This is a genomic window from Cytobacillus sp. OWB-43 (assembly GCF_034651445.1).
GTDB classification, from domain to species: Bacteria; Bacillota; Bacilli; order Bacillales; family Cytobacillaceae; genus Cytobacillus; species Cytobacillus kochii.
Window position 1 is genome coordinate 171,778 of record NZ_JAYEFF010000002.1, and the last position, 13,936, is coordinate 185,713.

At 39.7% G+C, this 13,936-nt stretch carries 10 protein-coding genes; 2 read left to right on the forward strand and 8 right to left on the reverse strand.

Annotated features, from left to right (window positions below; all coding sequences use genetic code 11):
* Positions 1-158: 158 nt before the first annotated feature.
* The 3 genes from U9M49_RS10695 to U9M49_RS10705 are packed head-to-tail and all read right to left on the reverse strand — an operon-like array spanning position 159 to position 4,962.
* Positions 159-1,958 carry an ABC transporter substrate-binding protein gene (locus tag U9M49_RS10695; RefSeq protein WP_322909762.1) on the reverse strand — a complete coding sequence of 600 codons (1,800 nt, stop codon included), beginning with the start codon at positions 1,956-1,958 and terminating at the stop codon, positions 159-161.
* A 30-nt stretch (positions 1,959-1,988) separates the two neighbouring features.
* Positions 1,989-3,488 (reverse strand): ABC transporter permease, encoded by a 1,500-nt coding sequence (locus tag U9M49_RS10700; protein ID WP_095371708.1) that lies wholly within the window; start codon positions 3,486-3,488, stop codon positions 1,989-1,991.
* A 13-nt stretch (positions 3,489-3,501) separates the two neighbouring features.
* Positions 3,502-4,962 (reverse strand): ABC transporter permease, encoded by a 1,461-nt coding sequence (locus U9M49_RS10705; RefSeq protein ID WP_322909763.1) that lies wholly within the window; start codon positions 4,960-4,962, stop codon positions 3,502-3,504.
* A gap of 120 nt (positions 4,963-5,082) precedes the next feature.
* Between U9M49_RS10705 and U9M49_RS10710 the strand changes: the two genes are divergently transcribed.
* Positions 5,083-6,840: an ABC transporter ATP-binding protein gene (locus U9M49_RS10710; protein ID WP_322909764.1), complete on the forward strand. Its 1,758-nt coding sequence runs from the start codon at positions 5,083-5,085 to the stop codon at positions 6,838-6,840.
* A 46-nt stretch (positions 6,841-6,886) separates the two neighbouring features.
* Here the strand turns inward: U9M49_RS10710 and U9M49_RS10715 are convergent, their stop codons facing one another.
* Entirely contained in the window at positions 6,887-8,197 is a 1,311-nt protein-coding gene (locus tag U9M49_RS10715; protein ID WP_322909765.1) for a short-chain fatty acid transporter, read from the reverse strand.
* Positions 8,198-8,435: 238 nt separating this feature from the next.
* On the opposite strand from U9M49_RS10715, the gene U9M49_RS10720 reads away from it, so the two are divergent.
* The gene (locus U9M49_RS10720) at positions 8,436-9,353 is read left to right on the forward strand and encodes a nuclease-related domain-containing protein (RefSeq protein WP_233435370.1); all 918 of its coding nucleotides are present in this window, start codon (positions 8,436-8,438) and stop codon (positions 9,351-9,353) included.
* A 109-nt stretch (positions 9,354-9,462) separates the two neighbouring features.
* Here U9M49_RS10720 and U9M49_RS10725 read toward each other — a convergent pair whose 3' ends face one another.
* The 4 genes from U9M49_RS10725 to hpaE all read right to left on the reverse strand — a co-directional run bounded on the left by U9M49_RS10725 (position 9,463) and on the right by hpaE (position 13,935).
* On the reverse strand, positions 9,463-9,699 hold the full coding sequence (locus U9M49_RS10725; protein ID WP_322909766.1) for a hypothetical protein: 237 nt from the start codon (positions 9,697-9,699) through the stop codon (positions 9,463-9,465).
* A gap of 227 nt (positions 9,700-9,926) precedes the next feature.
* Entirely contained in the window at positions 9,927-10,916 is a 990-nt protein-coding gene (hpaD, locus tag U9M49_RS10730; protein WP_095371702.1) for a 3,4-dihydroxyphenylacetate 2,3-dioxygenase, read from the reverse strand.
* Positions 10,917-10,929: 13 nt separating this feature from the next.
* Positions 10,930-12,402 carry a 4-hydroxyphenylacetate 3-monooxygenase, oxygenase component gene (gene hpaB, locus U9M49_RS10735; protein WP_322909767.1) on the reverse strand — a complete coding sequence of 491 codons (1,473 nt, stop codon included), beginning with the start codon at positions 12,400-12,402 and terminating at the stop codon, positions 10,930-10,932.
* 12 nt (positions 12,403-12,414) lie between these two features.
* Entirely contained in the window at positions 12,415-13,935 is a 1,521-nt protein-coding gene (gene hpaE / locus U9M49_RS10740) for a 5-carboxymethyl-2-hydroxymuconate semialdehyde dehydrogenase (RefSeq protein ID WP_095371700.1), read from the reverse strand.
* Position 13,936: the final 1 nt, after the last annotated feature.

The window sequence follows — 13,936 nt, forward strand, 5'->3', positions numbered from 1 at the left end:
TTTTATATCGAAAGCAATGATTACTCTTGCTAGCGCGATATGTCACACTGAAATTTGTTCTCCTCCTTTTACTGACCCCATCACACATCTAGAACGATAGCTCCATACAAAAAAACCCCCCACAAATTCCTGTGAGGGGTATCTTTCATTTCTATCCATTATTCAGCTTGATACTTACCTAAGAATTCCTTCACTTTATCAGCATCGGCTTTTAGCTCATTGCCAGTATCTACTAGTGGACTTACTGTAGATGAGGCTTTGATTTTATTACCTTGGTAGTAGTCAATGATTTCCTCTTGGTTGATAGAGTAAAGTACGGCTCTTCTTAGATCGGCACTTTCAGAAACGGCACGACCTTCTGTATTGAATAGAAGGTATGATACAGCATTACTTGGAATGCTTTGTAATTGTAGTTTGCTATCGCCTTCTACTGTCTCATATTTATTTTCTGGTACGCTGTATTGGATATGTGTTTCTCCGTTACGTAAGGCAGAAAGTGAGCTATCAATATCGGCAATGAAACGAACATTTACTTGATTAATATTTGGTTCATTTTCAGTTTCCGTCATATAACCTGGGTTTTTGTAGAATACAGCTTCATAATCATTTTTATGAGATAAGATGTATGGGCCACTTGCATATAACGTATTGTCATAGCTATCGCCTTCAGTTACTGTGTTTTGGTCACCATAAGCGATGTCCTTGTTCACATCAAAGTCTTCCACTTTATACGTGTTGATTGATTCGACTTGTTCTTTTGATACAATACCTGCAGATTGGTGCGCAAGGTAGTTTAATACTTGTGGGAATGGTTCTGTAGTTGTTACTTTCACCACTTGGTATTTACCTGCTGCGTTATCTGCTGCATCATCTTCAGCAACTAACTCGGCAATCTTTGTATCTAATCCTTCTTCAAGTGCTTCTTTAACCGTTCCCTCGCCACCTGAAGTTTGTACTTTCTCTAATTCTGAAACATCTGTCACAACTTCAGCTGTCTCAATATGCTCATGTAAGCTATATGTGCGGTGATCTGGTACAGAATTTTTATCCTTCGCACGTTCTAGTGAGAAGACAACATCCTCTGCACCAACAAGGTCATCTGTTTCTTCTGCTTTTTTATCAGTAACTTTGGCAAAATTAACGTCATCTCTTAATAAGAAATAATACTCAGAATTGCCATCTGCAATACTAAAATTACGAGATAGGGAACCATCAGCCGTCACAACATCATCATCTGTTAAGTTTACAAGGCGAATATACATATTCGAATTCAACATATTAATAGAACCATCGTTCCCTTTAATTGGGTCAAGGGAAGTCAGTGTTGAAAGTGTTTGCGATAATACGAGTGAATCTGATTCTCTCTTCGCTTCATCTTGGAAATCAATCGTTTCCCATGCTAAAGAGCGCGATTTAGAAAGGCGAACAGAATCTGGTACTAACACATCTTTATTCAATGCTTGTGTTTTGTAAGAGCTATATAATGGTGCAATATAAGCTTTATCAAATACAAGTTTTTCCTCGAATTCCTTATATGTTTTTGCGTATTCTTCTGGTGTTTCAGTACTTGCTTTATCTATTAACTCATCAATCTCTTTATCAGCCATAATGCTGTAATCTCCACCGCTAATAAACAATGAACGCACAGCGTAATCTGGGTTTCCTGTTACAGTCGTCCAACTTGATAAAGCAACATCATAGTTTCCTGCATCTTGTTGTGCTTTAAAGCTACCATAGTCAGGTTGGATGTTTAATTTTACATCAAAACCGTTTTTCGTTAATTGGTCACGAACAATGTTCATGTCCTCTTCACTACTGCTCATGCCCAGAATCTCTATTGTTGGCTTAGAGCCATCACCACTACCTGAACCTTCATTCTCAACATCAGATTTTGTATTCACACATCCTGTTAGAATCAATGTAAATATTAACAAGAATGATAGTACCGCCTTTTTCATCTGCTTTCCCCCCTGAAAGTCTTTTATTTATTAATCAAGCTTAGGGTCAAGCGCATCACGCAACCCGTCCCCAAGAAAGTTAAACGATAAAACTAATGCAATAATAGCAATACCAGGATAAATCGCTAAGTAGGAATGTGATTCTAGATAAGCACTACCTACTTTTAAGATATTACCCCACTCCGGTATATGCGGCTCAATTCCTAATCCTAAGTAACTTAAACTACTTGTAGCAATTACTGCTCCTCCAATTGTTAACGTTGCCTTTACAATCATTGGTGCCATACTATTTGGGACAATTTGTTTAAAAATAATCGATAGATTACTTGCTCCGAGCGCACGAGCCGACATAACATATTCCATATTGGAAATCATCAGCACATTTGCTCGCATCGTTCTTGCATACGTTGGAATTGAACCAACACTTAAGGCAATCACTAGTGTCGTTGTGCTTGCCCCGAAAGCTGCGATGATGACGATCGCAAGTAAAATACCTGGAATAGCATATAATACATCTAATAATCGCATTAAAATATTATCCGTGCGTTTCCCATAATAACCAGAAATAGCACCTAGAATCCCACCAACCACAAACGGAATGAAGGTCGATAAAACCCCTACAATCAGAGAGATTCTGGCCCCAAAGACAATGCGTGAGAACACATCGCGACCAAAATTATCTGTACCTAAAGGATAGGCAAGACTTGGCATTTGTAATGTAGCACCATAATTATTATCAACAGCCATACCATAATCGAAGGTCCAATAACTGCAAATCGATAAAGAAAAAATAAACAGAATGAAAAATAATCCTAGCATCGCTGTCATATTACTCGCAATTTTCTCCCACATCGCATACCATTTAGCAACAGTAGATGGCGTTTTGCTGAGCACTTCCAATAGCATAAATAAACCTAAGGCAAGGGCAAATAAATTACCGGTTAAAGAAGTAAGTATTAATAGGATTCCTACATACAACTTCCATTTCGATAATTGTCCGTTATCTTTTATTACTAAAAGGAGTACAACCAACTGAAAAACGAAAATGGCCAGTAACAAAAACATACCCATGAGGAATGTATTCGCTACGTAAGGTTTAAACAAGTTTAATGAAGATACCGCAATCACGTAGAATTGCGTCATCAACATAAACATAGTAAATAAGTATTGTGGGGTTTTTTTCTTTTTAATAAGACCAAATGCAAAAGCGGTTGTGAAAATATTACCGACCAATACACTTAATAGTTGGATATAACCCCACATTCTTGTCGACGAGCGTATAACGCCATCCCTTTTCAAATCCCGCTTCACTTGATAAGCAATAAAAGCTTGAATGATAGAGAAAACGGCATAAGCAATAAATAATGAAAAGAAAACTGGCTTGATTGCCCCTGTTGAAAAATCAATACCTGCAAGCAAAAAGATCAGCGTTAAGGCAATAGAGACAACAAGGGCAAAGTTGGCCTGCGCATATTCAGATGTCGCCTTTAAGGCGAATTTTTTTAACAAGCTATCTTTATGAGTAGACATGCTGCACCTACTTTTAATATTGTTTCATTTTTGAACGAATTCTTGGATCGATAAATGCATATAAAATATCAATCAATAAGTTCACTAATGAGATTGTAATGGCAATGTATACAACACCGCCCATAATAGCGGGAATATCAGGGATAAATTGTTTATCAACAATATAACTTCCAATTCCACTAATATTAAAAACTTTTTCTGTAACAGCAGCTCCACCGAGCATACCGCCAAACATTAAACCAATTACAGTAATAATTGGTATCAAAGCATTTCCAAAAGCATGGCGCCAAAGTATTCGGCGTTCATTAAGACCTTTTGCTCTTGCTGTAATAATATAATCTTCATGGATGACTTCTAGCGTAGATGAGCGAGTCATCCGAGCAATGGAAGCCATTAAACCGGTTCCCAGGACAACCGCTGGCATGATAATCGAAAGCAAATTACCTGGTGTAAAAGTAGCCGGCAGCCACTGTAACTCAATCGAAAATGTTAAAATAAAGATTAAACCTTGCCAAAAATTCGGAATCGATAACCCAATTAAAGCTACGAACATAAGCGTATAATCTAAAAAAGTATTTGACCTTGTAGCGGAAATGATTCCAATAGGAATGGCAATAACAATCGCTAAAATTAAGGCAATAAACGTTAGTAATAATGTAATTGGAATTTTTCTAGCGATGGCATCCACAACATTTTCATTTCCGGCAAAAGAAGCACCTAAATCAAATGTGAAAATACCTTGAATTGCTTGCCATAATTGAATCCAATACGGTTGATCTAACCCGTAAATTTGGTTAAATGTCGCGATCTGTTCCTTTGTAGCCGTTACTCCCAAAATATTGGCAGCTGGATCAAACGGTGAAATATACAAAATCGTAAACACAAAAAAAGCGACCCCAACAATAACAAATAGGGTGGAAACAAGCCTTTCAAAAATATACTTGATATACGGATTCATATACAAGAAAAGGAGGATATAGAACAATAATCCCGGTATGAACGTTAGAACAACAAATACTGGATGTTCTAATAATGATCGCATGATACTTGCAAAAGTTAATTGATCATCTCCTCGCTGCGCTAATTCCTCCTGAACTTTATCCTCTACTACCTGAAGAAACTCATCTTCTGCTCTCTTTTCAGCCACTTGTTTCATTTTCAACTCATCTATCTTTTGCTGAAAGAACGTTTGCTTTCGCCATTGCTGTTCTATATGCTTCGTAATTAATTTTTCCTTTAAACCGGCTTCTGTGCATGCTTGATGGAGCTCACGCCATAACCGCTGATAAGCGTCATCTTTTCTCTTTATTAGGTAAATAATGAAGCTAATCACATAAACTGGTAATCCTATAATCAACATCACCCATTTTAAAAATGGGTATTGGTTCATTTTCCCAAAGGTTTGACTGAGTGTCGAAAGCACATTAGGAACGCTAGATGAATGTCTCTGTGGCGCATTATTGACTGTATTCATTCATCCGTTCACCCCCTTTAGTCCCGATAATTCCTAGTTGTATACTATATTTTAATTCTAGTATAATATGACTGTCAATATTGTTCGAGAGTAAACATCAAAGTTTGGTAGGTGGAGAATGTGGAACCGTTATTAAAAATAGAAAATTTACAAGTATCCTTTATGTCTCGAGAGAAGGAATTTGAAGCTGTCAAAGGTGTCAGCTTTACTGTCAATAAAGGAGAAACATTAGGCATTGTCGGTGAATCAGGCAGTGGCAAGAGTGTCACTGCCCGCTCGATTATGAGACTGCTCCCGTCTCCTCCTTCCCTTTTAAAAGACGGCGAGATTATGTTTCTCGGTAAAGATTTGGTCAATGCAAGTGATCAAGAAATGGAAGCAATTAGAGGGAAAGATATTAGCATGATCTTCCAAGATCCAATGACCTCGTTGAATCCGACGATGCGTATTGGTCAACAATTAACTGAAACGATGCTAAAACATACAAAAGGACTAGGTAAAACACAAGCAAAGGCTGAAGCCATTGAGCTTTTAAGATTAGTAGGGATTCCAAAGCCAGAAGTTCGTTTTGCCCAATACCCACATGAGTTTTCTGGCGGGATGCGGCAACGGGCAATGATTGCTATCGCTCTTGCTTGTCGTCCTAAGCTACTCATCGCTGACGAACCAACAACAGCACTTGATGTAACGATACAAGCGCAAATACTGAACCTAATGAAGCATATGCAAGAAAAATTTGGCACTGCGATTATTTTAATCACCCATGACCTTGGCGTTGTTGCGGGCATGTGTGACCGTGTTGTCGTAATGAAAGACGGGGAAATCGTTGAAAAAGGCACCACAGAAGAAATTTTTGAGCAAGCCACTCACCCTTATACATTACGATTACTCAATGCTTTACCAAAGCTTCATGAGAAAAAGAAAGCAAAACCAGCACCGCGTATTAGTGAAGAGATCAATGCAAAAGAACCCCTTCTCGAAGTAAAAGCATTGAAACAACACTTCGATTTAGGCAAAGGCCAAGTGTTGAAGGCTGTTGATGATATTAGCTTCTATATTAAACCTGGTGAAACACTTGGTCTTGTCGGAGAGTCTGGTTCAGGAAAGTCCACCACCGGGCGTGCGATTTTAAGATTAAATGAACCAACTGCTGGTGAAGTGTTGTACCAGGGTATTCCTGTGAATCAACTAACAGCAAAGGAAATGAAGATGATGCGCAGACATATGCAAATGATTTTTCAAGATCCTTATGCTTCGTTAAACCCGCGCTTTAAAATAATTGATATTATCGGGCAAGCACTAGATATTCATAAACTTGTAAAAAATAAGCAAGAACGCCGGAAACGCGTAGAAGAATTACTAGAAATGGTAGGTTTAGAAAAGGAGCATGCAATGCGTTATCCCCATGAATTTTCAGGGGGACAAAGACAGCGAATCGGGATTGCCCGCGCACTCGCCGTCGAACCAAAATTCATCGTCTGTGATGAACCACTCTCTGCACTAGACGTATCCATCCAAGCACAAGTCGTTAAATTACTTGAAGACTTACAGCAAAAGCTTGGATTGACTTACCTATTTATTGCCCACGACCTCTCCATGGTTAAACATATTAGTGACCGTGTAGCCGTCATGTTCGGGGGAAAAATCGTCGAACTCGCAGAAAGTGAAGAACTCTATGCTAACCCGCAGCACCCATATACAAAATCGCTACTCGCTGCCATCCCAATCCCTGACCCAGCGATTGAACGGCAGAAAAAACGCGAAACTTTGTCCGCACAAGAAGAGCGACGTGAGGAATATCAACTCGATAATGCTGAACTTGTGGAAGTAACGCCTGGGCATTGGGTTGCTCAGCCGAAGGTAACAGTGGGAATATAAATGAAAAGCCGGCCATTTTCGGTCGGCTTTTCTTATAGGGGATTCTCTAGTAGACAAAATAGATAAGAATAGTAGTAATCACGCCCACCCAAACACTCAACAAAATACAATAACCCATTATATGGCGAATATGCAGACCAACAACACTTAATATAGGTAGAGCCCAAAAGGGTTGAATGAGATTCGTCCAACCATCTCCCCAACCGACAGCCATTGCAGTGATGGCATGATTTACTCCTAGTTGTGCTCCTGCCGCTACTTGTAATGGACCTTGTAATGCCCATTGTCCTCCACCAGACGGGGCGAGTAGGTTCACCACGCCTGCAGTCCAATAAGTAAAAACACCAAAAGTATCTGATGTGGCCACATTGGTTATCCAATTGATAATAGACTCGGCTATCCCTGAACTACCGAGTACCGCAATAATGCCAGCATAGAACGGAAATTGCAAAATAATCGGTGATATCGATGAGGCTGCGTCCTTAAACGCTTCTGCATATTGAGTAAGCGACTGATGAAATAATAAACCTAAAGATAGAAACGCAAGATTAATAATATTTAAATCTAAATCTTTACCATTCCAAAATGAAACCAGTAAATAAATGAGTCCAATCAAACCTGTTACCGTTCCCCAAACCTTCGATCGCTCTAACTTCATAGCCGGACTATCTATTTTCTGTTCCTTTTGTCGAGAAGTGACCTTTTTTTCTTTTTCTACAAAAGGAATAATGTCTTTTTTTGGTGCCATTAATATGATGAATAGTGGCATCGTTATCACTAAGGCAATAAGAATCGTCATTGTACCTGGATGAAATATTGTCTCGGAAGTTGGAATGACACCAATAACACTTTGAAGAAAATGACCTTCTGTTGCCACTGATAATCCAATTGAACTCGATAAACCAGCTGTGTACAATACCGTGGGTGCATATGCAGCTGATACCAGTAATGGAAAATGCGCCTGCTGATTTCTTTTACCAACCTCTCGGGCGATGATTGCACCGACAATGACCGCCAATCCCCAGTTAATATAATAGGCAAATGAGGATACGAGAAAGGTGAGAATATAAGCTTGATTTGCACTTTTGGCTAATGATGCTACACGGCTGAGAAAACGTTGGATAAAAGGGACTTTAGCTAATGCCATTCCCGTCATTAATAATAAAACCATTTGCATAGTAAAGGTTAAATAAGTCCAAAAGCCATCACCGAAAGACTCCACAATCACCAATGGCTCACTTGGATTCATGATTAAAGCAAGACCCATCATGAGTAACATCAGGATAACAGCAATGACAAAGGCATCCGGTAAAAATCTCTCAACCATTTTTGAAAAACGGTGTGCTAATCGATTCATTCCCTACCCCCCTAACATGCTCGTCAGCACTAGGCTGTAGTACATGGTATGAACGAGAGAAAAGGGATATACGCTTTATTTTCCCAAAAAGTTTGTCCAAACTCTATTTGGTTACAAAACTTTAATTATGTAACACACTTAAGAATCTTTCACATGCTCTAATGTAATAGTTAACATGGCGAACTTTCTCCTTTATAATATAAGAAAAAGTAGGAAAGGATGATTTTGATTGCCCATTATGAAACCTCTATACCCTCCTCAACAACTCCGTTTTCTTCTTGCACTCCATGCTCGAAAGGAATTATCGTCAGACCACCTTCATCACCTACAAGCAATGAAAAAAGGAGCAGATGGTGAAATACGTTGGACAACCCTCTTAAGCGAACTGCCAGATGACATTCCCATTCTTTATGATCTCAATTTAGAGATTAACCAATCCATTATTCAATTGGATGCTCTTTGTATTCTGCAGAATAAAATAGTAATTTTCGAAATTAAAAATTTCAGTGGAAATTATACACTGGTTGGTGACCAATGGCTTAGTCCTTCAAAAAAAGAAATGAAAAGTCCACTCATCCAAATCAAACGAAATGAACCACTCATTCACCAGTTTCTTAAGAGGTACCAGCTCCCCATTCCCTTTGAATACCACCTCATATTCGTTAATCCCAAATTTATTTTATATGGTGCAAAACCAAATGAAAGTATCATTTTTCCTGGACAAATTCCTCAATACCTTGACTCATTAAAAAAACAAACTATCTCTCCAACATTACTTCACACTAAAATCATCGAGACATTATTAAACAACCACAAAAACAAACTAAACATGCTTGTTAAACCAGAATATCATTATGAAGAATTAGCGAAGGGCGTGTTTTGTAGTAAGTGTTGTGGGAGGATGGAGCGATTGAGTAAAAAAAGGTTTAAATGCAAGAAATGCTCCCATTCGGGATTTGTAAATGACATCATCTTAAACAATATTAAAGACTATTCAATCCTATTTCCTGAGAGGAAAATTAAAACATTAGATATGTACGAGTGGATTGGGAAGCAAGTAAGCACTGCCATTATTCATAGAATATTGCAGAAAAACGCTAAAAGACTCGGAAATGGCCGAGCAACCTATTACGAACTCATAAATAGCTATTTTTAACCGTACCTCAGGTCATGAAATTCCTTGATTATACAAGAGACTAAACACTTTTTTGACGATTTGGGGCAAAGCCATAAACAAATGACCGGAAGGAGGAAAAGTCGTGGCTTTACCTTTTTTCCCGGCTTATCTTTTCTTTCACAACGAGATCAGTCGCGATTCTTCCCTTTGCCCTACTTATCTTTTCTTTCACAGCCAGATTAGTCGCGATTCTTCCTTTTACCCTACTTATCTTTTCTTTCACAACGAGATTAGTCGCGATTCTTCCCTTTGCCCCTCTTATCTTTTCTTTCACAACGAGATTAGTCGCGATTCTTTCTTTTTCCCTACTTATCTTTTCCTTCACAACTAGATTAGTCGCGATTCTTCCCTTTACCCTACTTATCTTTTCCTTCCCAACGAGATTAGTCGCGACTCTCTCTTTTCCTCTACTTTTCTTTTCTTTCCCATCCAGATCAGTCGCGACTATTCCTTTTTTAGATGAAACGACTCGCAGTCATTCTATTTTCAAAAAAATTAGCTTTCTTACTAGAAATAGAGGGAGTGCTTCCAATGAAGACTCACTCACTCCCATTACACAATAAATATCGGTTTAGCCTGCTTCAATTTCCCTGCCACAGTTTCAAGCGGTTTGCCAGTGTGTACATCTAAAACGGTTGATGCTTCATTAAACCAACAGTCCGGTGCCGCTGCACCCCAGAATGTTTGGCGGCGCTTGTCGTTGAGCTCCCAACGGATTGGTTTGAAGTCGGGGTCGCTCGTTAAATAATCGCCATTGTATAGCTCGATACGGTGGCCATCTGGGTCTCTTAAATAAAGGAAAAAGGCATTGGATAAGCCGTGTCTTGCTGGGCCACGTTCAATATTTTCTGCATAACCTAGTGCTGCTAGCACATCACAACCATGAATTAAACTCATCGGATCGCTGAGCCAATAGGCGACGTGATGTACACGAGGGCCTTCCCCATTCATAAAGGCGACATCATGGACGGATGGTTTTCGATGAATCCAGGCTGCCCAGATTTTATCCTCTTCAGTTGCCGTGTATTCTGAACAAGAGAAACCGAGTTCTTTTGTATAAAAATCATAAGCGGCTTCCACATCAGAGACCATATTATTGAAATGGTCAATCCGTTGGGCCTTTGCGCCTTGATATAAATCGTAGCGTTGTAATAGGCGCTCAACTGTATCCATTTTCGCAAAAAATTCTAACGGGATTCCTGAGACATCCTGTACCCGTAAAGCCCTGCCAATGGCATGCTGGCTCCCCTCTTCTAACCACTTTGTCTTCATACCGTGCTTTTCAAACATAGCTGCCAATGCATCTAAATCGGCATCTGACCTTACTTTATAGCTTGTGACTTCAACATGTGGTGCGTCTGCTTTCTTCAACACTAGACTATGATGAACATGTTCCTCTAAGCCTCTTAAATAAATCGTATTTTCATCCGATTCGGTTTCTACTAAACCAAGTCCTTTGATATAAAAATCACGAGATCGTTCTAAATCGGTCACATGTAAAATCGCTCTAGCCGTGCGAATAATATCAAAATCTACACTCATCACGCGCTCCCCCTTAAACGTTTAAAAACTTTGAATTGGACGCTTTGCCTAAAAAGTCTTGTACTCTGGCCTTTAGCTCATCCTTCGCTTGATAATGATCAAAGTAGGTCATCCCCATACGGATAGGATCGCCGAAGAAGTAGTATTCATAATGCATTTGCCTACTGCCAAATGCACTCATCGTGATATCCCAAGCCAACCTAAATAGTTGAACTCTCTCGTAACCTTCTAGATTCTTCCCTTGTAATCCACGGTGAATAATATTACCAATTTCTTCATTTTGAAAATCAGCTTGTGTTGGAATTCCCATTAATCCTGATGCACCTAGTACACGCAGAATTTCTATGAGACGAGGATAAACTCTTGGGTACCAGTTACGTGCAGCATCGAGTGCCTCGTAATCAGGTGTCATGGTCCCCCACTTATCGAGCTTTGCATTATGTTCAGCACGGTACATATGAGATTTCATCGTTTCAAGTGCCAACATGATTTCTGTTCCTTTGTCTTTCACATGTTGGAAACTATCAATACCAATGGCATCCATCATCGACAAAGCTACTCCAAGTAAAAATTCTGTTTTAATGATATTTTTTGAAACGACTTGGTGCGACATATGCACGACCGCATTTGTTTCGCGGAAGGTGCGGTTACAAATTGATGAATTCCCGCACACAAATACACGCTCCCACGGAACAAATACATTTTCAAATGAAACAATCGCATCTCCTTCTTCAAAACGGGAGCTAAGTGGATGGTCATAACCATTCCTCCCATAATCGAATGATTCCCTACTAATAAACTTCAATCCTGGGGTATTATTCGGAATGGCGAACGCTAAAGAATACGGATCATCCAATTCACCTGCTTTTTTCACAGTCGATGGAAATACAAGAATTTCATCAGTGATACCGCCTTGCGTTGCTAATAAACGGATACCATCCACATATATCCCTTCATCTGTTTTCTTCACTAAATGGAGAGCGACATTGGCATCCTTCTGTTCATGTTGTGCCTTAGCCCTGTTCACTTGTGGATGAATCAATGTATGTGTCAAACTAATATCATTTTCCCTAGCAAATTCGTAATACTTACGTGCGTTTTCTGCGAACATCGGATCTGCTTCAGCAAATAATTCATTTGATACACCCATAGCCATCACTTCTGCATTCAAGTAATCGGGTGAGCGGCCCATCATACCACCTGATGTAAGGGCCCACTCTTGAATGGCTTCTCGTCTTTTTATTACATCTTCAATCGTTTTTGGTTGCAACCAAGTCATTCCTACTTGTTCACCTGTTGTCGGTGATGTGTAAAGCATTTTTGCCGGTTTCTCAAACTGCAAATCATATAGATCTGCCATTGATTTCACGACACCTTTTAAACCAGGATGTGCTGTTACGTCTTGCACTCTTTCGCCGTGCAAATAAATATTATTGCTCGCCTTTTTTAGCCGCTCGATATATTGCTTTCCATTCTTTGCCCCCATCTATTCCCCTCCTTATTTTTTCTTACCGAATTGTGGAATATGGTGATCACTGATGGCGACATGAATGACCTTAGGTTCTGTATAAAATTCGAAAATGGCATAATGTCCACCTTCTCGTCCGATACCACTCGCCTTCGTTCCACCAAACGGAATTCGTAAATCCCGTGTATTTTGCGAATTAATCCAAATCATTCCTGCCTCTACAGCTTGGGCCACACGATGACCACGCTTAATATCATTCGTCCAAACGAAGCCAGCTAAGCCGTATTTTACGTCGTTTGCCACTTTGATGACCTCTTCTTCTGTTTCAAATTCAATCACAGCCATCACTGGTCCGAAGATTTCTTCCTGGCAAACTTTCATATCATTCGTCGCGTTTAATAATAAAGTTGGTGGAACATAATTACCGGCAGAGAATGCTGCTGGCACATCCCCTTGGAAAACGTCACAGCCTTCTTCTCCCGCGATTTCAATATATTTTTTCACTTTGTTATAATGGGCTGTTTCAATCAGCGGGCCAAGTTCAGTGGCCTTATCCATGGGATCACCAACGACGATATTCTTCACCCGCTCTTTAAGTGCTGCAACGAACTTTTCTTTAATATTTTTGTGCAAAAACACGCGGGAGTTCGATGTACAGCGTTCACCGTTAAAGGAGAATATCCCCCAAACAGCTGCATCAAGGGCGCGATCTAAATCGGCATCCTCAAAAACAATCAACGGTGATTTCCCTCCTAATTCCATTGAGGTTTTCTTCAACGTATCGGCAGCATTTTTAATAATGGTTGAACCAGTCGTTGTTTCACCCGTAAATGAAATCGCTTCCACATCAGGATGACGAACAAGGGCATCACCTGCTGTTTCCCCGAAACCATGGACAATATTGAATACCCCTTTAGGTAAACCTGCTTTTTGAATCACTTCAGCCAGTTTATTCGCCGTTAATGGAGATAGCTCCGCAGGTTTAAGGACGACCGTATTCCCAGTCGCTAATGCCGGCGCCACCTTCCATGTCTCTAACATAAATGGGGCATTCCATGGCGTAATTAACCCCACAACCCCAAGCGGTTTGTAGATCGTATAATTGATAAATTCATCGTCCACTTGGTAGGCTTCACCATGCAAGGTCGATTCAACCATTTTCGCGTAAAATCGGAAGTTCATCGCTGCACGTGCCGCTTGTTTTTTCGTTTGGCTGATTGGCAACCCTGTATCAATCGCTTCTAATCTCGCAATCTCTTCCGCTTCTTCATCAATAAGGTCAGCAATGCGGTTAATATATACCATCCGCTCTGAGATTTTCATCGTTTTCCAAATTGTCTCGAAAGCTGTTTTCGCACTCTCCACTGCAACATTAATATCTTCCTTATCGCCTTCAGCTACAAGATTAATCGTTTCATTTGAAAAGGGACTTAGATTGGCAAATGTTTTCTTTGAAACACTATCAACAAATTCACCATTGATAAATAGGGATACATCCTCAACTGCGAAATTTTGCTTTGATTGATTCGTCTCGGTCACATGATTAGTCATA

What these genes read in the sequence shown, in the direction of transcription:
- hpaE (WP_095371700.1), bottom strand. Translation starts at nt 13,935, where the DNA reads ATGACTAATCATGTGACCGAGACGAATCAATCAAAGCAAAATTTCGCA.
- U9M49_RS10720 (WP_233435370.1), top strand. Translation starts at nt 8,436, where the DNA reads ATGAAACCTCTATACCCTCCTCAACAACTCCGTTTTCTTCTTGCACTC.
- U9M49_RS10695 (WP_322909762.1), bottom strand. Translation starts at nt 1,958, where the DNA reads ATGAAAAAGGCGGTACTATCATTCTTGTTAATATTTACATTGATTCTA.
- hpaD (WP_095371702.1), bottom strand. Translation starts at nt 10,916, where the DNA reads ATGAGTGTAGATTTTGATATTATTCGCACGGCTAGAGCGATTTTACAT.
- U9M49_RS10700 (WP_095371708.1), bottom strand. Translation starts at nt 3,488, where the DNA reads ATGTCTACTCATAAAGATAGCTTGTTAAAAAAATTCGCCTTAAAGGCG.
- hpaB (WP_322909767.1), bottom strand. Translation starts at nt 12,402, where the DNA reads ATGGGGGCAAAGAATGGAAAGCAATATATCGAGCGGCTAAAAAAGGCG.
- U9M49_RS10705 (WP_322909763.1), bottom strand. Translation starts at nt 4,962, where the DNA reads ATGAATACAGTCAATAATGCGCCACAGAGACATTCATCTAGCGTTCCT.
- U9M49_RS10715 (WP_322909765.1), bottom strand. Translation starts at nt 8,197, where the DNA reads ATGAATCGATTAGCACACCGTTTTTCAAAAATGGTTGAGAGATTTTTA.